Source organism: Nitrosomonas sp. GH22 (assembly GCF_009833115.1).
Lineage (GTDB): Bacteria > Pseudomonadota > Gammaproteobacteria > Burkholderiales > Nitrosomonadaceae > Nitrosomonas > Nitrosomonas eutropha.
Genome location: NZ_QRCA01000039.1, coordinates 1 through 23,967, shown reverse-complemented (window position 1 = coordinate 23,967; position 23,967 = coordinate 1). Strand labels below are relative to the sequence as shown.

21 protein-coding genes and 1 pseudogene are annotated in these 23,967 nt (G+C 45.8%); 3 read left to right on the top strand and 19 right to left on the bottom strand.

Annotated elements, in window-relative coordinates; translation table 11 throughout:
- Nucleotides 1-139: IS3 family transposase (locus ABF86_RS11005; protein ID WP_160803604.1), on the top strand; the 139-nt coding region annotated here is incomplete at its 5' end.
- A gap of 224 nt (nucleotides 140-363) precedes the next feature.
- On the opposite strand, the gene ABF86_RS11000 is transcribed toward ABF86_RS11005, so the two are convergent.
- From ABF86_RS11000 to ABF86_RS10930, 15 genes and pseudogenes are all read right to left on the bottom strand, one after another.
- On the bottom strand, nucleotides 364-1,590 hold the full coding sequence (locus tag ABF86_RS11000; RefSeq protein WP_160803603.1) for a GNAT family N-acetyltransferase: 1,227 nt from the start codon (nucleotides 1,588-1,590) through the stop codon (nucleotides 364-366).
- A 30-nt stretch (nucleotides 1,591-1,620) separates the two neighbouring features.
- Entirely contained in the window at nucleotides 1,621-2,385 is a 765-nt protein-coding gene (locus ABF86_RS10995; protein WP_240142316.1) for a GNAT family N-acetyltransferase, read from the bottom strand.
- 173 nt (nucleotides 2,386-2,558) lie between these two features.
- Entirely contained in the window at nucleotides 2,559-3,551 is a 993-nt protein-coding gene (locus ABF86_RS10990) for a hypothetical protein (protein WP_240142315.1), read from the bottom strand.
- A gap of 50 nt (nucleotides 3,552-3,601) precedes the next feature.
- Complete coding sequence (locus tag ABF86_RS10985) at nucleotides 3,602-5,536, bottom strand: XrtA/PEP-CTERM system amidotransferase (protein WP_160803600.1); 1,935 nt, start codon at nucleotides 5,534-5,536, stop codon at nucleotides 3,602-3,604.
- Nucleotides 5,537-5,577: 41 nt separating this feature from the next.
- The gene (locus ABF86_RS10980) at nucleotides 5,578-6,750 is read right to left on the bottom strand and encodes a TIGR03088 family PEP-CTERM/XrtA system glycosyltransferase (protein ID WP_011633984.1); all 1,173 of its coding nucleotides are present in this window, start codon (nucleotides 6,748-6,750) and stop codon (nucleotides 5,578-5,580) included.
- 5 nt (nucleotides 6,751-6,755) lie between these two features.
- Entirely contained in the window at nucleotides 6,756-8,336 is a 1,581-nt protein-coding gene (xrtA, locus tag ABF86_RS10975; protein ID WP_164502687.1) for an exosortase A, read from the bottom strand.
- Between the two features lie 68 nt (nucleotides 8,337-8,404).
- The gene (locus tag ABF86_RS10970; RefSeq protein WP_011633982.1) at nucleotides 8,405-9,616 is read right to left on the bottom strand and encodes a TIGR03087 family PEP-CTERM/XrtA system glycosyltransferase; all 1,212 of its coding nucleotides are present in this window, start codon (nucleotides 9,614-9,616) and stop codon (nucleotides 8,405-8,407) included.
- 5 nt (nucleotides 9,617-9,621) lie between these two features.
- Nucleotides 9,622-10,701 (bottom strand): FemAB family XrtA/PEP-CTERM system-associated protein, encoded by a 1,080-nt coding sequence (locus tag ABF86_RS10965; protein ID WP_083386868.1) that lies wholly within the window; start codon nucleotides 10,699-10,701, stop codon nucleotides 9,622-9,624.
- Nucleotides 10,698-11,538, bottom strand: a pseudogene (locus ABF86_RS10960) (XrtA system polysaccharide deacetylase). The gene ABF86_RS10965 and the pseudogene ABF86_RS10960 overlap by 4 nt, the downstream one beginning before the upstream one ends.
- A 5-nt stretch (nucleotides 11,539-11,543) precedes the next feature.
- Nucleotides 11,544-12,377 (bottom strand): XrtA/PEP-CTERM system-associated ATPase, encoded by an 834-nt coding sequence (locus ABF86_RS10955; protein ID WP_011633979.1) that lies wholly within the window; start codon nucleotides 12,375-12,377, stop codon nucleotides 11,544-11,546.
- A 13-nt stretch (nucleotides 12,378-12,390) separates the two neighbouring features.
- On the bottom strand, nucleotides 12,391-13,971 hold the full coding sequence (locus tag ABF86_RS10950) for a TIGR03016 family PEP-CTERM system-associated outer membrane protein (RefSeq protein WP_011633978.1): 1,581 nt from the start codon (nucleotides 13,969-13,971) through the stop codon (nucleotides 12,391-12,393).
- Entirely contained in the window at nucleotides 13,971-14,903 is a 933-nt protein-coding gene (locus ABF86_RS10945) for an XrtA-associated tyrosine autokinase (protein WP_011633977.1), read from the bottom strand. The genes ABF86_RS10950 and ABF86_RS10945 overlap by 1 nt, the downstream gene beginning before the upstream one ends.
- 86 nt (nucleotides 14,904-14,989) lie before the next feature.
- Nucleotides 14,990-16,534, bottom strand: a complete 1,545-nt coding sequence (locus ABF86_RS10940) for an XrtA system polysaccharide chain length determinant (protein WP_011633976.1) — start codon at nucleotides 16,532-16,534, stop codon at nucleotides 14,990-14,992.
- 42 nt (nucleotides 16,535-16,576) lie between these two features.
- Nucleotides 16,577-17,194 (bottom strand): XrtA/PEP-CTERM system exopolysaccharide export protein, encoded by a 618-nt coding sequence (locus ABF86_RS10935; RefSeq protein ID WP_011633975.1) that lies wholly within the window; start codon nucleotides 17,192-17,194, stop codon nucleotides 16,577-16,579.
- 450 nt (nucleotides 17,195-17,644) lie between these two features.
- The gene (locus tag ABF86_RS10930; RefSeq protein WP_041353454.1) at nucleotides 17,645-17,824 is read right to left on the bottom strand and encodes a hypothetical protein; all 180 of its coding nucleotides are present in this window, start codon (nucleotides 17,822-17,824) and stop codon (nucleotides 17,645-17,647) included.
- 219 nt (nucleotides 17,825-18,043) lie between these two features.
- Here ABF86_RS10930 and ettA point away from each other — a divergent pair, with 219 nt between their 5' ends.
- Together ettA and ABF86_RS10920 are read left to right on the top strand one after the other, a co-directional pair.
- Nucleotides 18,044-19,711 (top strand): energy-dependent translational throttle protein EttA, encoded by a 1,668-nt coding sequence (gene ettA / locus ABF86_RS10925; protein WP_011633974.1) that lies wholly within the window; start codon nucleotides 18,044-18,046, stop codon nucleotides 19,709-19,711.
- A 265-nt stretch (nucleotides 19,712-19,976) separates the two neighbouring features.
- Nucleotides 19,977-21,344 (top strand): DEAD/DEAH box helicase, encoded by a 1,368-nt coding sequence (locus ABF86_RS10920; RefSeq protein ID WP_011633973.1) that lies wholly within the window; start codon nucleotides 19,977-19,979, stop codon nucleotides 21,342-21,344.
- A gap of 465 nt (nucleotides 21,345-21,809) precedes the next feature.
- Here ABF86_RS10920 and ABF86_RS10915 read toward each other — a convergent pair whose 3' ends face one another.
- The 4 genes from ABF86_RS10915 to ABF86_RS10900 all read right to left on the bottom strand — a co-directional run.
- Complete coding sequence (locus tag ABF86_RS10915; protein ID WP_160803598.1) at nucleotides 21,810-22,136, bottom strand: hypothetical protein; 327 nt, start codon at nucleotides 22,134-22,136, stop codon at nucleotides 21,810-21,812.
- A 176-nt stretch (nucleotides 22,137-22,312) separates the two neighbouring features.
- The gene (locus tag ABF86_RS10910) at nucleotides 22,313-22,708 is read right to left on the bottom strand and encodes a hypothetical protein (protein ID WP_160803597.1); all 396 of its coding nucleotides are present in this window, start codon (nucleotides 22,706-22,708) and stop codon (nucleotides 22,313-22,315) included.
- Between the two features lie 90 nt (nucleotides 22,709-22,798).
- The gene (locus ABF86_RS10905) at nucleotides 22,799-23,089 is read right to left on the bottom strand and encodes a hypothetical protein (RefSeq protein WP_160803596.1); all 291 of its coding nucleotides are present in this window, start codon (nucleotides 23,087-23,089) and stop codon (nucleotides 22,799-22,801) included.
- Between the two features lie 480 nt (nucleotides 23,090-23,569).
- Nucleotides 23,570-23,967: integrase core domain-containing protein (locus ABF86_RS10900; RefSeq protein WP_160803595.1), on the bottom strand; the 398-nt coding region annotated here is incomplete at its 5' end.

The window sequence follows — 23,967 nt, the reverse complement described above, 5'->3', positions numbered from 1 at the left end:
TCAAACGTTTCATTCTCGGGAAGAAGCTAAACAGGCTGTGTTTGAATATATCGAAGTGTTTTACAACCGAGAGCGATTGCATTCAGCTAATGGGTATATATCGCCTGTTGATTTCGAGTTGCAGCAAAATGCTGCTTAACTTTGTGTCCAGAAAAGTGTTGACACATCACCTTTGGCAGGTCTCACCAATGGAAGCGGTACTGCAGTACGTCTCTCATGAAATGTCAGTTGTCCTCGGCCCAGATACCTCTGTTCGTCAATTTGTCTGATAACAGTTCCGCAAGCGATCCCCGCTATATATCGCTCAACATTTGCCTATCCATATTAAAAATACGAAACAAGTACGGGGAACAGACCCTAACTTCAACTAACTGACCACTTGCGGAGAAAACGGCGAATTTTGGATTTTAATCCCCATTTTTCAATAAAATCTCCCCCTAACTGGGAAAGTGTATTGAATCCGCGTAGGGCGTAAGCAAGTATCCCCAGTGGGAACTTTCTCGGAATCAGATGGAAATTCTGTTCTACCCGATACATAGTAGACAAGCTTCTTTTCCTTTCATTGTCTCCATATAGAAAATCTAGCTGGGTGATTCCACGGTTAATCAGATCACGAATCCGATAGATTTGTATAATTGTACCGACAGATTTATCTCCCCAAGCAGGGTCATAGCCGGTCTGTTCCGCATAATAGGTCCCGCCATAAGCGTAACCATGCTGGAAAGCAACCGGTTCCTGATTACAAATTAGAAGATAACTCTGAAACCAGCCATTTTCCGCAGCAGTTGTAAGAATACGACGTGTTTCAATATCGTCTCGAATACCAAGACCAAGTAAATTATGCTGGTAAGTCTTATCTGATACCTGCTGAGCCAAGGGTAAAAATTCTGATATATCTTCAGACGTTGTAAATATACGGTAGCTGATTGTAAGTTCGGAATTTTGTTCAAAACGTCGCAGTACACGCCTAACCTCTTTACGAGTGCCGTACCCAAGATTCTGGATATACTGCTCAAAATTTTCCGGTAATGTTATTAATCTTCTGCAATAGGCTTGTCCTGAAGGGATCAACTGATATTTTTTTTGCAGATTAATATTATTCTGGAGAAACCGACCAAACGATGAATCAAGTTCTACGCCCAACGCAAATAAAGTTTCTCGTTTCCGGAGAGTTTTTCTCAAATAATCAAAGAGCTTAATAAAAACATCCTCTATTTTTACCTCACCAGAAAATAAAGGGCCTGCTGTGATGCTGTAACGGTGAATCCGGTATTCCCAGAGCGAAATACCAAATAATTCAAAACTCAAAGATGATGGATGTACGAAAAATGGAGCGTACCCGGATAACGAGCCATCCTGTGCAAAACACAAAAAGATTTTGACTGATTTGTCATAACTACATTTGGTATAAAGCCAATCCGGGTCATGATCCATAACTGCAGCGGAGTGATGCCGAATAAAATTTTTAACAGCCAACAAAGCCTGGGCTCGCGCTGTGGTATCGAATTGATCCAGATCTTGCCATTCCCAGTCATCATCGAGTCGCGGTGTGCTATGTGATGCTGGAAGGGGTGCATTTTGCAGAAACATAAATCTTCAGGGTAAATAAATAATACGATCTTATGCGGTCGATCGAAGTATTTTTTTGATATAGGCTTTCAATTTCAGTTTCTCCAATACTTGAACGATACCACGCGATAATTCATCGCTGCCAGCATGTAATGCCACCTTAATCAGGTTACGCCAAGTACGTCGAAAATAATAAATATCCGCACAATGTTGTGCATTCGTTGCAAAAAATGCCTTATGTGCACCCTCGCCCTCCGTGAAATCAAATATTTTCACGTGATTCGCTACAAATAGACATTGCAAAGCATAGTACTGAAGTAAAGTTCCAGGCGACCAGCGTTGATATTCCGGGTCGTGACCCACGTATTCGTAGAGCGCAATCTCGTCGTGTACTGGACAATAAATATAGGCAATCGGTTTTTTCTGATAAAAAAGAATATAGCCGCGTACGTTATCTGCTGCGGCAAGCCCCAGCATGCTTTCCTGAAATTGCTGATCAGAAGGCAAACCACAATCAAGCAATCGTTCCTGGTAAGTTTTCAGTGAAACTTCCATTGCCAGCTTATGAAATTCGTGCATCTCTTCCGGTTTGCAATACTCTTTCCAGTCGATCTCCCCTCCTGAGAATTCAGAAAATTTTTTTATTTTCCGTAAAAGCGTATTTCTGGATTTGGCAGAAAATTTCTTCAGATAATTTTCAAAGCCACCATTGAGCACAACCCAGTATCGCTGATAGCTTGAAGGAATATACCGAATCGCTTGCGGCAATATGTTTAGCCTGGGTAAAGGTGATTCTATTGGGTGAGAGCGTATCATCACCACATCAATAGAGTTCCCAAAAAACTCTGGGAGCTCTGCTAGCACAACCGGATGAGTCGGCAGCTCAGTAAAGTGCCTTTTCAGTACACAGGCACTCAGTGGCCAGGTAAGAAGTCTGATTTCCCCCAATCGCACGGTAAAATTTATTGATTGTCTGGACCATTTCTCCATCAAAAAAACCTTGAATAGATCTGCTCGGTATAACGTCTGATCGTATGATGCGGACGGGAGCGCAACATCTTTGGTAACTTTATTTCAGGAATTGTCGCTGGATCAAGCTCGGAAAATAGAGCAGTTCTGAACTTATCAGTATGGTTAGATAAAAATTCACATAAATGATTAAAGCGCTTGATATTCAGTCCGTCTGGCAAACTCAATCTGCCAGCACCTCTGCCTTTGATCAACTCAAAACTATGCAAGACAATCACAAATGAAAACCAGCCTTGCCGCCAGGCATCTAATAGGGCTGTTTCCATTTCTTTTGCAGAACATGCTGCCAGTTGAGCATGCCGTTGATGTCCAGGATAATCCTGGAAAAAGGTGATTGGTAGTTCCCATACGCCCTCAAGCCTGAGTGGCTGCAACAGCTGCCCATCCAGATCAATCTTGCAGTCTTCACCCAAATAGCAGGGGTTATAGCTGGAATCAAATAACAGCCCATTTTGCGCTGCAGCGCGTAACGTATCCCGATTAGCACCATAACTTCCGGCTCGGAAAGCATGCAGCTCCTTTACACCTGCTGCCTGGAGACTGCACATTCCCTTTGCAATTAAAGCCACCTGCTCGTCCAAAGTGAATTGATGCATGTATTGCTTAAAACAGGCAGGAAGAGTCGGATCATGAATTTCACTGAGCCATTCGGTATGCAGGTGTAGTTGGACTTCCTGATGATTACGCTGAATCAAATCAACCACATCAGCAAGATGATTACTGCCAGCCCGATCAGCAAACAGTGGCTCCAGAAAATAAGTAGCTTTTAAGCCGTACCGGTTAAGCTGCTCAATTTGAAAAGGCAGCCCGAATTCACCTTCAGATGTTTTACCATAAAAGCATGCTGCAATTTCTTCATCAAACGTTGTTTTATCCGGTGATAAAGCCGTCACCGGCCAACCCTCGGAATAAGGCCATAACTCGGTATCAACTGTGAGGTAGACGTTCAGCATTGAGCTATTCTGCATCCCTGCCGGGAAATCTGTATTGCATTGAATCGATATCAGGCAACCTTTTGGCCTTGTTCGGTATATGACACATTTCCCACATTGAGGGTATTGCGCAAGAAAGCCTCAAACATCAGCAATGTCCAGATAGGAGCACTATAATCCCGTCTGCCGGATTGATGCTGATCCAACATCTTTTTGACGAAGACCATATCAAAAATCCCTGTGCTCGCCAGCGTACTACCAAGCAGTGCAGCACGCACACGTTCACGCAATGGGCCGCGAAACCAGCTGGCCAGCGGCACGGCAAATCCCATCTTGTTCCGATAAAGCACTTCATGCGGCAAATACGGTTCCAGCGACTTTTTCAGAATGTACTTTCCTTCCTGTTGGCGTAATTTCATAGAGGCAGGCAATCCTGAAACCCATTCGACCAGTTCATGATCCAGCAGCGGGACGCGCACCTCCAGTGAATGCGCCATACTGGCACGATCCACTTTAGTCAGGATATCGCCTACAAGATAGGTTTTCATATCCAGATACTGAATCAGCGACAAGGGATCTTGCGTCGGGCTTTTGTCCGCATAACTACGCAATACCTCAACTGCCTGATAACCCCGCAGACTATGGTGAAAATCCCGAGTAAACAATTGTCTACGCAGTTTATTATCCAGAATGGATACGCTGTGAAAATAGCCTTCCACAGAATCGCGAGCAAGCGATTCAAACGTGGTTTTGGCACGCAAAAACTTCGGTGCCCAGTCTGCCTTGGGATAAATATTACCCAACAGACCAAACAAGGGTTTTCGCAATCCTAATGGTAATTTAGAACGCAACCGCTCTTCTATCATGTGCCAGCGATAGCGGCGATAACCGGCAAAATTCTCATCACCTCCATCGCCTGAAAGGGCTACCGTCACCTGTTTTCTAGCCAGCTCACACACACGATAAGTCGGGATGGCGGAACTATCGGCAAACGGTTCATCGTACAGCGCAGCCAACCGGTCAATGAGATCAAAATCATCCTGTTTGACCTGCTCGGTAAAATGGTGGGTCTGGTAGCGATCCGCAACCAGCCGAGCATAATCTGATTCATCAAAAGCAGGATCAGCAAAAGAAATCGAACAGGTATTAACAGGCTCCTTCATCAGGCCGCCCATCATCGCCACGACAGCACTGGAATCCACTCCGCCGGAAAGAAATGCGCCCAGCGGCACTTCGCTCATCAGGTGACTATCTACTGCATTTCGTAACCGGACAATCAGCTCTTCTGCCGCTTCTTGCTCACTCAATGCGCCATGTGATGCAAACGGTATATCCCAGTATTCACGAGGCAAGGCTGACTGCTGCCCTTGACGCAATAATAATGAATATCCGGGACTCAGCTTAAACGTGTTTTTAAAAATGGTTTTCGGCTCGGGGATATAACCGTAGGCAAAATAATCTTCTATCGCCTGATGATCCAATGTTTTGTCACAATCCGGGTGAACCAGCAATGCTTTGAGCTCTGAGGCAAACAGAAACAATCCGTTATCCAGTAAGGTATAGTAAAACGGTTTGATGCCCAGCCGATCACGTGCCATAAATAGCGTTTGCTGATTACGATCCCATACGCCAAAGGCAAACATCCCGCTAAAGCGTTCAACACAGCGTTCACCCCACTCCTCCCAGGCGTGCACGATTACCTCGGTATCGCAATGCGTACGAAATTGATGTCCCAAAGCTGTCAACTCACTGACCAGCTTCTGAAAATTATAGATTTCGCCATTGAATATGACGACCACACTGCCATCTTCATTGAATAAGGGTTGTTGGCCACTGGATATATCCATGATCGACAATCGACGATGTCCTAATCCAACACCAGGCTCAACATGCATTTCCCCCTCATCCGGCCCACGGTGTGTCAGTGTCTGATTCATACAATGAAGCAGATTACGATCAATCTCACTCCCGCCGCGCGTATCAAATACCCCCGTTATGCCGCACATATTCCTATCCAGTCAGTTGATCTTTTTGATCTTTCCAATCTTTAATCGTGAGCAGCATTATGACCCAATACCTGGTCATACACTGCAAGATAGCCATTCGTCATGGCATGCATACTGAATTGCTGCTCAATAATCTCACGTGCACGTCGCCCGTGCCTGTGCGCCATCGCATCATCCTGATAATATTTATCAATTACTTGAGCCAGAGCGGCAGGATCCCCTGAGGAGACCAGGCAACCAGTTTCTCCCTCCAAAACCAGTTCGGCATTACCACCTACCCGGGTCGCTACGACTGGCAAGCCGCTTGCCATGGCTTCCAATATGGTATTGGAAACACCTTCTGCCAGCGAAGGGAGCACAAACAGATCCATCGCCTGCATCAATTGAGGGATATCCGAACGCTCGCCCGGAAGCCAGGCAAGCTGTTCAACTCCGGCTGAGCGCAGTATGGCTTCACATTGTGGTTTCGCAATGCCATCTCCTATGATCACAAGGCGCAACGGCCTGCCTGTTACAGGTATTTTTTCACGCAATAATAAGAAAGCCTTCACTAGAGACGGGAAATCCTTAACTTCCACCATCCTGCCAACACTACCCACAACAAACGGTCCTCCATCAAAAAAACCGGAAGGAAACGCTTCAATTGGTAGGGTGGTGCTATCGGGATGGAAACGTAAATGTTCCACGCCGTTATAAATCTGGTGTACTCGTGCTGGCGACACATTTACCGTATCAATTAGCCAACGCTCCAAATCCTTGCTGACAGCAATAAAATAATGAACAAACGGGCGGATTATCTTGCGTAACAGATTGTATTTCCGATTCTTGCCATCAAGATCAAAGATATCGCGCCCATGTTCTCCGTGTATTCGCGCCTTCACACCTGCTACGGCTGCCACCACCTGAGCCTCCATCGCTGCAAGATTGCGCGTATGTACAATATCCGGATTGAGTCGCCTAAATATCCGGTAAAGTTCTCCATAGATACTAAAATCATTACCCTCGCGCTTGTTCAGCGCAATGATCTCGACATCATTCCGATTAAGCCGCTTGTGAAATTCTGAAAATCCTTTGAGGCAAATAATGGCATGGCGGTAACGGTTCTCAGGAATATGGTTGATCAGATTCACTAAACCATTTTCCAGTCCGCCCACTCCAAAATGAAAAATTACATGGGCAATCAATGGGGGGCGAAATATCTTCCTGGGCTGCACTTCGCTTAGTCGCGGTACGTGCTGTGCACAGCCAGGAGCCTCTCATTAATCACTGGCTTCATATCACCGATAAACTCTCGCAACACTGATGCTGCCTCTTCCGGATCATGCTCGTAAGCAGCAGCAACAATGATTTCTGCCCCGTCATCCCCCTTCCCCAGAATCCAGTTCATCGCTTGTATCGCCTTGCCCAGATAAGGACTGGCTGTTTCCTGGTCGATCAGCCAGTACCATCTCCATACCAGTAACCGGCTTGTCGCCGCATGCAGCAAATCCTGATTGACAGACAGTTCAGTAGCACCTAACGGTAATTTTCTCTCATTCTCGCCTACATTGCGCCACCCACTACTCAGATCAGTAACCAGGGTATTACTAGAGCTAATCAACTTACTCTCCTGCTGCTGGTTGCGATAATAAGTCACATAGAGACTGACACGCTGATTTTCATGGTGGAAATGACCGATGAATTGCTCCGGGGAACCGATATACCTCGGCGTCCAGTTGGGGGATCGAGTGGAATCAGATTCCCATTTACCAGAAGGATCTACAATGTTGATTTCAGGCATCTGCTGCGGATTAGATTCATCATTCAAATAATTCATATACATTGGCCAGATCGAGGCAATCGCCACAACCAGCCCAACCATACCCAGCGTTGCTTTAACAGAAACGGAAGGAAATCTCAGGTCAGCTGAGGAAGAATTGTCGACTGACATGCTTTCATCAAGGTGATCCTCCCGCCAGAGCGAACCAATCCAGAACAGCAGCAACATGACCAGACCAAAGAAAATCCAGCCATATATCAGATGGTCAACGCCGACTGCCAGCCGCATATCACTCAGATGACCCGTCATGACAATCAGGTAGGCTCGCAGCCCATTGGCAATAATCGGCACCACGATAGAAAAAGCGATGAATATCAGCCGTCTGCTGAGGCTATGGTAAGTCAGGTACGCATAGAGCGTTCCCAGTGTTACCGAAGCGATCAAATAACGCACACCGCTGCAAGCCTCCACCACTGACCAGTTGCCACTGGGAATACTGAAAAAACTCCCTTCACGATACACCGGAATACCGGTTGCCTGTAGTGCACTGACAGTGAAATCGGCAGTAAAATCAATCAGTGGCGGGATGAATACTTCGCCAAAGGGGACAGCAAACAGAAGATAGGCAAGCGGAAAAATAATCGTATTAAAGGCATGAAAACCGAGCATGGCCCATACGATCATCGGTATCATCGCTACCAAAGCATACTGTTCCGCCACCATAACACCGGCCGCTGAGGCGAGCAACCAGCCCATCCCCAGTCCGGCCAATACCAGCAGTGGCATATAATCAGGATGGTACTTAACTGTAGCCAGTACTGAACGCCTTTTCCAGATCATATAGATACTGAAGGGGGCAATCAAAAAACCATGCGCATAAGTTTCAGATCTGTTCCAGATCGCCACGATTGATTCGATAGTCTCGTGGTAAATACCAAGCACCAAAGCAATCACCAGCAGTGTAATCAATACTGCCTCTCTTCGCCCGTTTATGGTGTTGCTGCTTAGCGCGGCATTTCGTAACTGCACCTGTGTACCCATAGTAGAACTGTCAGTTAAAATGATTTATTGTTATCGTTTAATTGATGGATGTGAACGGCATACTCTCTTTAAACCTTAGCCGGGATAGAGGGCTGCAAGAGCGCATCAATCCGTGACAAATTAGCTGACCATGTGTAGTCTTGCAAAACCCGGTTCCGGGCAGCCCGCCCCATAGTTGTTTGATCGTTAGAATCAAGAAGAAAAAGAATCTGGTCAGCAAAATCCCTGGCATCTCCTGCCACCATCAGTTCTTTCCCCGGTGTGGCGTGAATTCCCTCCATCGCCTGCATAGAAACAACCACCGGCTTTTGCATGGCCATTGCTTCCAGTACCTTGTTCTGGATACCGCGCGCAATCCGCAAAGGGGCAATTGCTACTGCGGCATGCATAAGATACGGGCGGATATCCTCAACTGCTCCAGTCACACGGATACCAAGCAGATCTGCCAGCAGCTGTACTTGTCTGGCTGGTTTGGCACCCACAATATAGAAATCAACATCCGGTAATTTTGTGTGGATAGCAGGAAATACTGAATTTGCGAACCAGCTTACCGCATCGACATTAGCCCAGTAATCCATGGCACCGGTAAAAACCAATATTCTCTTCCCAGCTGGATAAGGATTGGGATAATCGCGCGCGGGAGAGAAAAAGTCAGTATCAACACCATTATTAAAAAATGTTGTTTTATTCGCTGAATCAGGCGCAAGCTGTCTGAATAATTCAGCTTCTTTCTTTGAAACGAAGGTTGCGCTGCTGAACTCTCCTGCCACCTTCTTTTCGTAATCGAGCAAACGTTTTGATTCTCGGTGATAAATCCAGTTGAAGGGCCAGGGTTTTGATAGCGCATACTGCCGCCATTTATCCGAATCCACATCAACAAAGTCGATAATGCGACGGCGATCAGATAAATGTTCAACGTACTGCGCCATCGCAGAAGAGAAAATCACAATATTCTGTATGGACTCAGTATGTGATACAGCTTTAACCCACTGCATCAGTTTCGCATTACGATAATAAGCCAGCGTCAGTGGATCATTTCCAGATAATGCAAGCAGACTTTTTATTTTGGCTGGTAGTGGATCCAACCTGACAACACATACATCCTGACAATAATTTCGAACTTCCCTCTCGTATTGCCAATCCTCTTCATTATCGATAAATGTTCCCAGATATACACGATAGTGTTTACTCAGGTGCTGCAGGAGGTGGAAGGAACGTATTTTGTCGCCCTTGTTGGGTGGATAAGGGATTCTGTGCGTCAGATAAAGCAGTCCTTGCATCCTTCTTATCCAAGATTCTTAACAATATGAGGGCCAATCAAGTTGGCAAACGTCAAGGGTAACTTCTGCCAGGCTTTGATAAAGAGCCGATATTTCGGGTTGAGTGGGTTATGTTCAGGTACAGCCTTCGCCCGAAGAAGCTGATACTCATAAAATAACGGCTGCGGTTCCAATCCCCAGTTTTTTTTGAAACTATACGATCCGGTACCTTGCTTACTACGTCCAAAATCAAAAATCTTGTAACCTCGCTCGCAGGCACGCCGCATCAACTCCCAATACATAAAATCATTCCCAGCCAAATCACGTGCTGCATCCGCCCCTCCCCCATAATAGGGCAATACCTCATCCCGGAAATAAAAACTCATGACCGCACTAACCGTTTGATCATCTTTGGTAATGACGAGCAACTCACAATCTTCTGCAAAAACAGTTTTTAATAATCGGAAATATTTTCGAGAAAAAACCGGGGTACCCAAGCGATGCACACTGGTCGAATAAGCATGAAAAAAACGTTCGATATCCTGATCCACATGACTCTGCAGCGCATATTTGATCCCTTTACGCACCATTGCACGCTGCTTGCGCGGAATAGCGAGCATGTTTTGCTCCACATCCGGATCTATCGTTTTGCGGAACGTAACATACAGCTCCTTGGTTGGCCAATCCTGATGAAAAGGAGTTACATGGCGATATTCCAGATAATCGACTTGCAGATGCGCAGCCAGCATCTGCGCCGCCTGATCCAGCTTGGCTCGTACGCCGTCTGACACGGCTGCAATACCACCATATACACAAAACGGCAAGGCGCTCAGGCTGTGTCCAAATAGTAAGCTGTTGATTTCTGCTAGAGGAAGTATGCCTTGAATACATCCATCCTCTTCTATGTATAAGAACCAGGTTTTATGTCCAAAGGCCTGTTCTATGACAGACTTCCATCCGGAACGATGGAAAAAGGTTGCATCAGGACAGGCTCTAACAAACTCGTCCCATGCCTGGAACTTATCTGGCGATAAGATAGAAATATCTGGTAATTTACCAAGGAACAGATCATTGGTGTTTTGCACAGTTCTACTATCGAGATTCACATTGTCCGTTGTAAAAAAATTTGATCCATGCGCCCCCATTCGAAATGCTGGGTCAAGGCATTCAATCGTTTTTCCATACGACCTAAATTAAGGTAATGACGAAAATGTGTTTTAAAATTAATCCCCGTCTGCCGGGGTTGATCAGGATCAATTTCCCAGGGATGGAAATAAAAGATAGCCGGCTGGAGATCAATCATGTTCACTCTTTGCAGAAACCAGCGTGAAATTGCATAGGGAAAAAGGCGAAAATAGCCGCCCCCCCCCCGCTGGGAAATTACGTCCAAACAGTCGTACAGTGGTAACCGGCAATTCAAGCAACCCCGGGGCATTCTCGGGATTAAAAGCAAAACGAGGTGCATCTGGCATCCCGTAATGGTCGTGTTTTACTGGATAAACGCTCGAACTGTATCGATATCCAGCCTCCTCAAGACATTCCAGCGCCCAGAGATTATCTCCGCGGATAGAAAAACTCGGAGCACGATAACCCCATACAGATTGGCTGCCAATATCCTCCAGTAACGCTTTGCTGCGGGTAATATCATCATAAAACTGCTTGCGACTCAGCTCAGTAACACGATGATGGGCATATCCATGACTAGCTAGCTCATGACCATTCTCAACGATCCGCTTGACCATGGATGGGTAACGTTCCGCTATCCAGCCCAGTGTAAAAAAGGTCGCCTTGATTTTATGCTCGTCCAGCACCATAAGAATCCGATCAATGTTGCGTTCAACTCTGCACGGCAAATTATCCCAGGATGAGCGGGGGATATACTGGGCGAAAGCCGATACCTGGAAATAATCCTCCACATCAATAGTCAACGCATTACGAATCATAGGATTTATTCAGGAGAAACGGTTAGATCAAATTCTTTCTGTATATCAAGCATAACCTCGTTTGCCTCGGCTTTACTCAGAGCCTGCAACTCTTCCAGACATCCCATAATCAACAATCTGTCACAAAACATATTGATTTTACGTGGAATTCCAGTAGAAAAATTATGTATTATCTCGAAAATTTCATCTTGAAACACGGGATTTCCATTCCAGCCTGCTTTTTGCAATCGATGCTCGATATAGGCTCTGGTTTCAGCCTGATCCAGTGGACCCAAGTGATAAGTGGCAATCACGCGCTGACGAAGCTGCTGCATCTGATTGCCAAGCAATGTTCTTCTGAATTCTGGCTGGCCAAGTAAAAAAGTCTGCAACAAAGGCCTGTTATCTGATTGAAAATTAGACAACATCCGTAATTCTTCCAGTGTCTGTGGTTGAAGGTTTTGTGCTTCATCAACTACCAACAATACTCTTGTCCCCTCCCGTTCACACTTGCGCATGAATCGTTCAAGATCAAGTAACAATGCTGCCTTGGATAAACCTTCGTAAGGCAGGCTAAAAGCAGCAGCTACCATTCTCAAAGCATCATCTGGATCCAGTCGAGTACTAACCAGCTGTGCAGCGACAACCCGTTCTCGCTTCAACTTTTGAAAGAGGCAGCGCATCAGCGTGGTTTTACCAGCGCCCACTTCTCCTGTAATAATGATGAAACCATCTTCCTGCGACAGACCATATTCAAGATACGCTGCCGCGCGCTTGTGCCCCCGGCTGGGGAAAAAAAAGCTTGGATCAGGTTTTAACTGAAATGGCTTCTCGGTAAAACCATAATAAGTAAGATACATAAGCTTCTTATTTCTAAAAATTTATATTTACTGTCGCCGTTACTACATTAGCATTGTAGTTACCGTTGCTGCGATCAGATTCACGACGCAGGTGAGAATACCTGATTGATCCAGTGGTATTAGAAGCAAACTGCTTATTCAAGCTGGCTGATATAATTATATTGTCATCTTCCTGATTAGTTACACTATAACGACTTTTGATATAGCCGAAATTGATGTTGGCATTACTTCTGGGAGACAGCCGGTGATTCCATAATACATTCCCGCCAGTTTGAGTAGTATTTCTAGTCAACATGGCATTAGTAGCACCAATTAGATCAGCATCTTCTTCATCCGGACTAAATGATTTTCTGGAGTAATTAAAGGCCCGGAATACCAGCGAATTCTTCTTGCCGTTCAAAGCCAACGAGGCCTGTAAACGCCTAAGTAAAAATAAACGGTTAGTCAGAAAATTATTTGGGTCAGAAAATGAAGATGAAAGCCCCTGATTCAATAATGCTTCGCTGTTCTGAGTACCTGACAAGAGTTGGCTCAACATGTCAGCACTTAAAATCGAACCACCAGATAAAGATTGTTGACCAAAAGTAGTAATATCCTCAATATAGCTTAAGTTCCACACTGTACTGCGAGTGCGGTGATCAACAGAAGCTGCATAAGTATCTCCAAAAAATCTTTTCCCGCCTGATGCACTGATATCGGTCCTTTCAGTCGGCGCCCAAGAGAAACCTACAGTCCAAAAGGGGCTGGAAGGTTTTCCCCTTATCGAAACAAAGCTGTTGTGCTCATAGCCTGCTGTACCAATCAGATTAAAATGCGGCGTCACAATGTATTTAAGCGAGCCTGATGCTCGATCCATCTCTATCGTTCTTAAAGCTCCTAGCCTGGGTCCGGAATACTTTCTGCTAATCTCTGTATGGCTAAAATTCATTCCCCAGCCAAGTATTCTGAAAGCTGAACCACTATTTAGTGAAAAGATTGCTGAATCAGAAGTGCTATCAGAAAAGCTGCGTGTATTGGAGCTCACCTCACCATGGATATATCGAATTTCTCCTGCAGCAAGATTCTTGAAACGCTGACGCACATAGGGACTGATACTCCAAATACGTACATCCCTTCGATTACCCGTCAAGCTAGCGTTATCCAGTGCCTGCGATCCCAATAGGGAAACATTTTGCTGAGTAACTACAGCACGGGCATCCACAAAAAAATGATTTTTGACTATTTCTGCAGTACCATTAGTATTTAACTGATGTCGTATGAGGTATCGTTCATTCTTTGCATAGATGAGATTATTCATCGTATAGCCAAGATTTGCCTTAAAATGACGTCCCTCACCCGTAATATTTATTCCAGGATTAATCTGCGTAATAAATTCCCCTCCCCCCTGGCTGCCAACTCCTCCTCCCCCAAACCCGATTCCACCGCCCAACCTCACATTATCAGTATAGGTTTCACTAACCATTAATCGTGGCTGGATATTCCATTCCGCTGCATTGACCTGAAAAACCGAGCTGCCCAATCCTACAATACAGCCACCCCACAAGCACGCTATCCAGCGCGAGAAGCTGCTGTCAGCATAACCGAGTGATTTCATCAATAATAGCCGTAGCCGTAATATCCGCCGCCGCTATGTGCTCTGGCTTTGTTGTAAATCAGATTGATCACATCGCACGCTTCAATTTGCTGTAAAGCTTCTTTCACAGTCTGCTGAGTTGTCCTTTCTGCTTCAACCACTAGCACGATCTGCCCCATTTGGCCCGCAAGCACGCGTGCTTCACTGGTCAACAACAAAGGTGGAGAGTCAAATATGACTACCCTGTCATGATAGCGCTGGGCAAGCTCAGCTAAAATAGAATGCATGCTCTGACTAGCCAATAATTCGGTAGCATGCGTATGGCGTCTCCCTGCCGGAATCAACGTGAGTTTCTTCACATTGGTTTTCATCATTACATCGGGTATCTTCCACTGAGGGTCACGGAGGAGATCCAACAAACCTGGCTCTTCCGGGCTGAAACCAAGACTTGCAGGGATTGAAGGCCGAGCAACATCTGCATCAACCAATAGCACCCTGTGATCCATTTCCATCGCGATACTCATTGCCAAATTGATTGAACAGAAACTTTTCCCCTCACCGGATAAAGAACTGGTAACCATAATCAGATTGCCATTTTTAATACCACTATCTGGATTAAATGCATTGGCAATCAAGGGGCGTTTTATCAATCGAAACTGCTCGGCTATCTCGGATCTGGAGTGATCCAAAGTGACAATGCCTTTACGGTGGAGGCTTTCCAGATCAATTTCAATTTTTTTAATTGTTTTCTTGTTAGCGCTCGCTCTATTAGCCAGATCAACCACAGGGCTATTATTAACACTCACCTCTTTTCCAATTTTCTGATCTGACATATTGTCAGAGAGAAATAATGGATCCAGGCCAGTTTTCACAGTCTGCGGTATCTTGCCCGGAATAGAATTGCTTATTTCATTTTTTGAAAGCTTATCAGCAGCTCTTTCAATAAGACTCATATCCACTCCATTATCCTTCGAACCGTACCTTGGCAAATCCACATATTTTCTTGAATAATATCGGTAACGATTTATATGCAAACAATCTAAGTAGTCTGCATAACATGCGGTTTTACGTAGTAAACTAACAGCACTACATAGCACGCAACTAGTATTATCAAAGAAATGCCAAATATATAAATTTGTCTTTTATCTTTCACCTTTTCTTTTTCTGTCCATACCATCGGCACTACCCCCAGAATTGGCAAACCTGTCAGCTCTCGCAAGGTGGTTTGGCTATGGAAAGTAGGTCGAATCTGGCTGATAACGAATGCAAGGCCAACCCCCCCAGCCAAAGCTCCAATCAGGACCAGCGTAAGAAATTTTTTCCGATCTGGTCCAGATGGCAGCTCTGGAACTGTAGGGGGATCAACAATCCTGAAAGACATCAATCCAGAAGTAGAAGTCAGTTCACCGGAGATTTCAGCAGACGCCCTGCGTTCCAGCAATTTCTCGTAATTAGCCTTGTTCACGTTATAATCCCGATTGAGTTGTTGCATTTCCACTTCTACAGCAGGAACAGTATTACTCATTGATTTCAATCGTTCGTAACGTGCTTCGTATTCACCCACTCGCGCCTTCATGGAGGCCACCAGCGCTTCAGATTCTGTCAATGCAATATTCAACTGTTGCATCATTGGGTCATAATTTTTACCAACTGGGCCCATCAGCTTGGCCTCTTCCACTTTGCGCTCTTCAAGTTGAGCAATCAACCGCTTAGTAGCAACTACATCCGGATGCTGATCAGTAAAATTCAGCATCAGGTTATCCAAATTAGTATTCAGGGATTGAATTCGTGCATCAATTTCCGGATTGACAATGCTTTGTGGTGATGCTTCACCTACCTCCAGTAACAGCATCGGCTCATCCCCCGTTATCTGTTTCTTGACCGCATCACGAGCTTGCTCAGCTTCAAGCAAGGAAAGCCTGGCTTTTTCCAGCTCTTCAGCCGCCGCAACCAGCTGGCTATAGTAATCTCCACCCTGCCCGGGTAAAAAACCAAGATTCTTTTGCTTGAAAGCAGTCAGGGCTGCCTCAGCAGCAACCAATTTTTCTTCATAAGCAGCAATTTGCTGATCAATAAAACGTAACGCAGAAGCAGAATCCTGCTTTTTTCCTTCCAGCCCGCCTTCAACAAAAATAGTCAACAGAGCTTGAACAATATCTTTGGCCAGCTTGGGATCCTTGTCGTCATACGAAATCATGAAAATATTATCGCTACCTGTCGTTTTAAGCTTGATATCATTCATTAATGAGGTCACCAGCTTTTCTTTGGCACTATCATCTGCGACCTTAATATCCAGATCTACCATACGAACAATTCTCTCGACATTTGGCCGACTAATAAGCGTCCGGCTCATTATGGTGATTTGCTGATCTGGATTGGGTGATACAGTCATCCCTGCCATTAATGGTCGCAAAATACTCTGAGTATCAACGTAAATTCGCGCAGATGCCTGATAATTATCCGGCATCTTATAAACGAAAAACCAACCCGCAACCGCAATAATCCATGCAGATCCAACTGAAACCCATCTGTATTTCCAAATCCCTTTGATGTAAACCAGTATCTGAGCAATCAAATCACTCATATCGGATCACCTCGCCATTTATCACGATTGCACGCAAATTAATCAAAAGTAACTTTCAGGAATAACCAGCACATCTCCCTGATAAACCGGTACGTTGGCAGAAATATCACCATCCCGGATCAAATCATCCAGCCTGACGCGAAATTGCTGCTGTTTACCATCAACGCTCCGAATGATCCTTGCCCTGTTTCCTGCAGCAAAATCAGTCAAACCTCCCACAGCAATCATGACATCCATCAGCGACATATCCTCCCGGTACGGCAGCGCCTGTGGCTGTGAAGCCTCACCGATTACCCTGATCTGCTCACCGAATGGCCCGACAAAATCAGTTATGACAACTGTCACTACTGGCTGCTGCAAATATTTTGCAAGCGTCTCTTCGATATCACGCGCCAATTCAGTTGAGGTCTTTCCACTTGCCGGCAAATCCTCTACCAGAGGCGTTGTAATTTTTCCATCTGGACGAACCGGAACACTCATGGATATTTCTGGATTGCGCCAAACAATAATGTTTAATGTGTCACCCGGCCCAATCAGATAATCATGCGGGACCTGCTCCCCTTGTGTACCAAGTAACGGATAAGTCGTACAACTACTGAGCAAAAACAGATAAAAAATAACCGACAGATTAGTTATCCAGGTTTTAATAGAAATATTCACACGAAACCCTCAATAAAAAGACTAGAGCGCCCTCACCCAAACTTTTTCACTATAACAATGGTGACAACATACATTATGTATCTATAATCAGAACGTCACATTAACGTTTATTTATCAAATGGATAAATATTCACCCAGACTGTAAAAGTAATTTTATCTTTTTACAGGAGTACTGAATGTGTCTACCATTTAAAAACCAAGCATAGTTAACATCATTCATTTTTATCAGAAAAAAGCGTCAGCATTCTAATGCACACAAATGAGGCCCGCAGGCAAACCACAGGAATTAGATTATATCGATTGGCCAATTATTATCTTTAACTTAATAAATTTCAGGAATTATTAAATTTAATCTTTATTAACAAGCATATAATTACCAGGCGCCACAATACTCAAACCAATCGAAACAGGGAAGATAAGTGTATTTTATACGTTTTTCCAGAGCATCTCCTAGAATTTCCCTTCGCCAGCATAATATTGGTAAGATTTTGGATTAAAAGATGAAAACTCAACTTTGAGCACGTCTCCTCCTGCCTCCTCCGCCATTTTCCGAAATTCAGTAACCTGTATTTCTGCAGGAACAATAAAAACCTGAGAAACTCCTGATTTATAGTGCACTGTAATTTTCATACTCTTCCCTGATAGCCTGTATTTGCCCAGACAAACAACTCACCCCAATATTTGCCTTTTACACATTTGCCTCTTAATATAGCCCTATGTAAATCATTACCCTGCAATGCCGACATTAAACGAACGGCCTTCCTTTCTTTTCATGTATAACCCTCTGCGGAATCTTCCCAGATTCTAGAATGTCCAGATCAATTCAAATTCAGGATTAGAAAAGCATTTATGGCTCAATACGTTTTAGTTATGAATCGCGTTGGTAAAATTGTTCCTCCCAAACGCGTTATTCTTAAAGATATTTCACTCAGTTTTTTCCCAGGCGCAAAAATTGGTCTGCTTGGCCTGAATGGCTCTGGCAAATCCACGCTATTAAAGATCATGGCCGGAATAGATAAAGACTTTGAAGGGGAATGCACCCCTATGCCAGATCTCAAAATCGGGTACCTACCACAAGAACCACAACTCGATCCTGATCTCACCGTTCGCGAAGCAATCCAGGAAGGATTAGGAGAAGTACTCAATGCACAACAACAACTGGAAGCCATTTATGCAGCCTATGCCGAACCGGACGCTGACTTCGATACACTGGCAGCCGAGCAATCGCGGCTAGAAGCAATATTAACTGCACAAAATGGAGACAATCTGACTCAACAGATGGAAATAGCTGCTGATGCACTACGCCTTCCGGAGTGGGATGTTTTGATCCAGAATCTCTCAGGAGGGGAAAAACGCCGTATTGCCCTGTGCAGATTACTTCTATCCAAGCCGGATATGCTACTTCTAGATGAGCCTACCAACCATCTGGACGCAGAATCTGTCGAATGGCTCGAACAATTCCTTGCACGTTTCTCAGGCACGGTAGTAGCCGTCACTCATGATCGATATTTTCTGGACAACGTAGCGGAATGGATACTGGAACTTGATCGTGGTCATGGCATCCCCTGGAAAGGAAACTACTCGAGCTGGCTGGAGCAAAAAGAAGCACGCCTGAAACAAGAAGATAGCGCAGAATCTGCTCGCCAGAAATCACTCAAGCAAGAATTGGAATGGGTACGGCAAAATCCTAAAGGCAGGCAGGCAAAATCTAAAGCTCGCCTAGCCCGATTTGAAGAACTCAGCTCGCAGGAATATCAGAAGCGCAACGAAACACAGGAAATTTTTATTCCTGTCGCAGATAGGCTGGGAAATGAAGTTATCGAATTTAACAATGTTTCCAAAGGATTTGGCGATCGCCTGCTGATTGACAACCTGAATTTCCGGATACCACCCGGCGCGATTGTCGGAATTATCGGTCCCAATGGTGCCGGAAAATCCACTCTGTTTCGCATGATTACTGAACAGGAACAACCGGATACAGGCGAGATTAAGATAGGTGAAACCGTAAAAATTGCCTATGTAGATCAATCACGTGATGCATTACCTAGTGATCAGACTGTATTCCAGGTCATCTCAGATGGAAATGATCTGCTTATCGTTGGCAAACACGAGATCCCGTCACGCGCCTATCTTGGCCGCTTTAACTTCAAGGGTCCTGATCAGCAAAAAATTGCAGGAACACTTTCCGGCGGAGAACGAGGCCGGTTACATCTGGCCAAAACACTGATATCCGGAGGAAATGTGTTATTGTTGGATGAGCCATCCAACGACCTTGACGTTGAAACCTTGAGAGCACTGGAAAATGCACTGCTGGAATTTGCCGGATGTGTGTTGGTAATCTCGCACGACCGATGGTTCCTGGATCGTATCGCAACACATATGCTGGCTTTTGAAGGCAATTCGCAAGTCATATTTTTCACGGGCAACTATCAGGAATACGAGGCTGATAAACGGCGACGTCTTGGTGAAGAAGGAGCAAAACCCAAACGTATCCGTTTCAAGCCTATCGAACGCTAATCGACCACTCGTTCCAACCACACCACACAAAAATTTAACTTTTTCTTTTGTGTAGTTACTGTATACTTGCCACCCTGCCTCAAGGTAGGGTTTATCTAGTTTCATCGTTCCTGACCTCTCCAGATTCCTCTGTTTCTTCTTGAAATTGTGCAGTATCCCTGGTTAGCAGCGATGTGTTTATGTATGCGCCAGTGGTACCAGCAATTATTTGTTGCGGTACGTTCCTGTTTGCGCATTGAATTTCTTTATCATCAGGAAAACCGACATGTCATTTGAAAATTTGAATCTACATCCCGCAATTGTAAAAGCCGTACTGGCAGCGGGTTATACCTCTCCCACCCCTATCCAGCAACAAGCTATTCCCGAATTAATTGCTGGCCACGATGTAATGGCAAGCGCACAGACTGGAACCGGAAAAACAGCTGCTTTCATGCTGCCGGCACTGCATCGTCTTGCCACTCCAGCAAAAATTCAGGGCCGCGGTCCACGCATACTGGTTCTGACTCCCACGCGCGAACTGGCCCTGCAAGTTTCCGAAGCTGCCAGCAAATACGGAAAATTCCTGCCGCGCGTCAATGTTGTCAGTATTCTGGGTGGGATGCCCTATCCATTGCAAAATAAACTTCTATCACAAGTTGTTGACGTACTGGTCGCCACACCAGGGCGCTTGATTGATCACATTGAGCGGGGGCGGATCGATTTCTCACGGCTGGAAATGCTGGTGCTGGACGAGGCTGACCGCATGCTGGACATGGGATTTATTCATGATGTCGAGCGTATTGCCTCCTCAACACCGACAAACAGGCAGACCTTGCTATTTTCGGCAACACTGGATACTGCAATCGAAAAAATTGCTACACGTTTACTGAAAATGCCTAAACGTATCCAGATCGCATCTCAGCACGCAAAACTTGATCATATTGAACAGCGTATGCATTACGTGGATGATCTCACTCATAAAAACCGGTTACTTGATCATTTGCTGTGTGATACAACCATCAAACAGGCAATCGTATTTACTGCAACGAAACGTGATGCTGATTCTCTGGCAGACAATCTTTCTGCTCAAGGACACAAAGCTGCCGCCATGCACGGAGATATGACCCAGCGCGAACGCACGCGTACTTTAACCGGATTGCGTCAGGGGCGGCTCAAAATACTGGTTGCTACTGATGTCGCCGCGCGCGGAATTGATATTGCTGATATTACTCACGTCATTAATTTTGACCTGCCTAAGTTTGCAGAAGACTACGTGCATCGTATTGGACGAACTGGCCGGGCAGGAGCTTCCGGCATTGCCGTCTCGTTTGCATCTGGTAAAGATGGCATTCACCTCAAAAGAATAGAGCGGTTTACCGGCAATCACTTTGAATTCCAAGTTGTACCTGGTATGGAACCTCGCACAAAACCGAGGTTCAGCCGTAATGACGATAAGTCCGGAAAGAGACCCTCTTCTGCCGCACACAAAACCAGACGTTCATGGCCAAATGACGCCAGCACACGCACAACTGCCCAAGGCTTCAGAGGAGACAAAAAAAGCGAGTTTAGCCAACCTTTTGCTCGTGATACTCGCAGACGTCCACTCAGAGACAGTAAATCTAATAACTCAGGCAGTTTTGCCCGAGCAAAATAATATTGATGTATTCCAGGTATTGATTTTTTACGGTCAGTACCTGGCCAATCCAGTGCGCCATAAAACCTTCATCATTTCTCCTATTCAGAGAAAGAACTGCTGCACAAATTATAGTACCCGGATATTCCACAGTATTTTCAATCCGAACGACCACCTGATTTCCCCCTCCAAGCAAGAATTTCGATATGGATTATTGGTTCAGGTCCTGGATGACTAGGATGACTATATAGATAAAACTCGTTATCCACTGTTCATGGCGTGAGCTGTCATCGCGTATAACCTAACGCCGGTGTAAGCAGTGTGCGGATCGCAGGTTTGTACATCCGCTGGAGGTGGTACGGCGCAGCGCCGGAACAAAATTGACACCCTGGTTATGGCGGCACAGATCATCACTCGTGATCTAGCACGCCGGGCAAGGACCTTTGCCGGTACCACTACAATCGGGACACTTTTCCTTCCCGGAATTTAAGCAGCGCGGACAGGTAGCTCCACCGGTATTTGGATCTCCGCCTCGGCCATGACAGAAATCGCAGGCAATCGATTTGCTCCCTGCGCATCGATTGCACTTGAATTGTCCGGTTCCCTTGCAATAATTACAGTTTGGATCAGCCATGTTTTCTCTCTAGTTTGTCTACTATTTTGTAGTTGTGCTATGGATTGCCGCATAACGCCGCAAATCACCGGCAGGCAAAAGTGGCGCGGGTTTTGCGACAGCAAAAGACGTGACGCTTTTGCCTGCCGGTGATTTGCCTTGTTAGGGCTAAATCTCTCACCATGTAAAACCGCACCCACGGGTCAAGCCTGACACCTATACGCCAAGCACATCCTCGATTACCGCTTGCACGTCAACTGAAACACCGAAGACTTCCGGTTTCTTCAGCCCAAAATACTTCCCAAATTTCTTGTACTTATCCTTTCTTGTGATAGCGCTTAGAAAAACAAACACATCCTCATTTTGACGCACTTTTTTAGCCAGGGCACCAAACAGCCGATATACAGACTCCGGCTCTTCGTAGAAATTGGAAAACCAAATTATCCCCCCATTGATTTGATTCTGGATTAAATTCGTTGAAACTTTTATCGATTACCAACATGAAAGACTCTTGCTCAGCATTGAAGCGCTCTCGAATTTCATCGGGCCAGGTCTTTTCCATAACTTCGGAAAACGAAGTACGCGCAGCACTCTTGTATGACTTTACTACCTTCCCTGTTAGACCCAAGTCCTCTCCAAATGCTGCGAATTGCTTGTCGAGTGCCTCCCCAACCTGGGTAACATAGTCGTTCCATGTAACAACGAAGAAGAGATAGCTCTTGTTGCCAATTTCGATCGGTAAAAACGTAGAAACTTGTTCACTTATATACACATCCCCGATTCTGATTGTTCATGCTGCGGCCTAATCGGGCTTGGAAGGCACCTCGCGATGCCTCTCCTCCCACACCATTGGGCATACGGGTCACGTACCACGGCGGTTCGACAGATTAAATTCCTTCCGCGCCACAAGGCTCGGAATACCCAGTGGTTCAAAGTAGCGCAAGGGAAGTGCCTGAGCCAGGGCCGGTATCGCGGAGTAATCCGGGAAGTGGATATTCTCGCTGGCGATCAGAACAGCAACGGCCAGATCAGTTTCCGTTACCGTGACCGTCGGAGAAACAAAAGTCCGCACACTGCCCGGCACTGATTTCCTGGACATGTTGCTGCAACACATCCCGCCCAATCCCTTGGGCAGGATGTGTTGCAGCAACATGTCCTGCCCAAGGGATTGGGCGGGTACGAAACCACGGCTCCCTGCATCCAAAAAGATGTTGACCGCTCTGCTGCTCTCGTGCCGCGCATTACCCCGTGTCCGCCACTACCCGACAAACCACGCCCAGCGTTCCCATGCGGCAAGCCGACGCAGGTGATTTGACAGCGTATTTCACCAACGGTAGTCAAACAGCGAGAGACAGGGCTGGCAAATCAGTGTGCCGAGCGGCACCACGGCCATACTCAGCCAAAAAATTGAAAAAACATGGCGCAAACCACAGAAACTACCAGATTATTCAGACCTGAAACTGACACCAGCACTTTTCGGTGGAAACACCAAACCCATCGCCCAACTTCAAGGAAAATCACAAAAAGCTATTCCCAGAGAACCCCGGATCGGGTTTGTTCGACAACCGCTTCATGTCGTGGCTCGCTTTGCAATTGAATCGTCCCGGGTTTTGAGGAGGCTGTTTGGTTAAAGTCAAGCCACCGGAATGGCTTCCTTGGCGAATTGCCTATAGTAGTTTACCTCAGCTTCTGCGGGAGGGATGTAACTGATTGGTTCCAGCAGCCGCTGGTTGTTGAACCAGGCTACCCATTCCAGCGTTGCCAGCTCCACGGCCTCCCTGGTTTTCCAGGGGGCACGCTTGTGAATCAATTCTGTTTTGTACAGCCCATTGATGGTTTCTGCCAGCGCGTTGTCGTAGCTGTCGCCCTTGCTGCCGACCGAGGGTTTTATTCCGGCTTCGGCGAGTCGCTCGGTATAGCGAATGGAGACATATTGCGAGCCTCTGTCGCTATGGTGTACCAAGGCATCCATCCGCCCCGGTTGCCGGGCATACAGCGCTTGTTCCAGGGCATCCAGCACAAAGTCCGTGC

What these genes read in the sequence shown, in the direction of transcription:
- ABF86_RS10955 (WP_011633979.1), bottom strand. Translation starts at nt 12,377, where the DNA reads ATGTATCTTACTTATTATGGTTTTACCGAGAAGCCATTTCAGTTAAAA.
- ABF86_RS10945 (WP_011633977.1), bottom strand. Translation starts at nt 14,903, where the DNA reads ATGAGTCTTATTGAAAGAGCTGCTGATAAGCTTTCAAAAAATGAAATA.
- ABF86_RS10990 (WP_240142315.1), bottom strand. Translation starts at nt 3,551, where the DNA reads ATGCTGAACGTCTACCTCACAGTTGATACCGAGTTATGGCCTTATTCC.
- ABF86_RS10930 (WP_041353454.1), bottom strand. Translation starts at nt 17,824, where the DNA reads ATGAAAATTACAGTGCACTATAAATCAGGAGTTTCTCAGGTTTTTATT.
- ABF86_RS11000 (WP_160803603.1), bottom strand. Translation starts at nt 1,590, where the DNA reads ATGTTTCTGCAAAATGCACCCCTTCCAGCATCACATAGCACACCGCGA.
- ABF86_RS10995 (WP_240142316.1), bottom strand. Translation starts at nt 2,385, where the DNA reads ATGATACGCTCTCACCCAATAGAATCACCTTTACCCAGGCTAAACATA.
- ABF86_RS10950 (WP_011633978.1), bottom strand. Translation starts at nt 13,971, where the DNA reads ATGAAATCACTCGGTTATGCTGACAGCAGCTTCTCGCGCTGGATAGCG.
- ABF86_RS10905 (WP_160803596.1), bottom strand. Translation starts at nt 23,089, where the DNA reads ATGTTGCTGCAACACATCCTGCCCAAGGGATTGGGCGGGATGTGTTGC.
- ABF86_RS10970 (WP_011633982.1), bottom strand. Translation starts at nt 9,616, where the DNA reads ATGCAAGGACTGCTTTATCTGACGCACAGAATCCCTTATCCACCCAAC.
- ettA (WP_011633974.1), top strand. Translation starts at nt 18,044, where the DNA reads ATGGCTCAATACGTTTTAGTTATGAATCGCGTTGGTAAAATTGTTCCT.
- ABF86_RS10985 (WP_160803600.1), bottom strand. Translation starts at nt 5,536, where the DNA reads ATGTGCGGCATAACGGGGGTATTTGATACGCGCGGCGGGAGTGAGATT.
- ABF86_RS10940 (WP_011633976.1), bottom strand. Translation starts at nt 16,534, where the DNA reads ATGAGTGATTTGATTGCTCAGATACTGGTTTACATCAAAGGGATTTGG.
- xrtA (WP_164502687.1), bottom strand. Translation starts at nt 8,336, where the DNA reads ATGGGTACACAGGTGCAGTTACGAAATGCCGCGCTAAGCAGCAACACC.
- ABF86_RS10920 (WP_011633973.1), top strand. Translation starts at nt 19,977, where the DNA reads ATGTCATTTGAAAATTTGAATCTACATCCCGCAATTGTAAAAGCCGTA.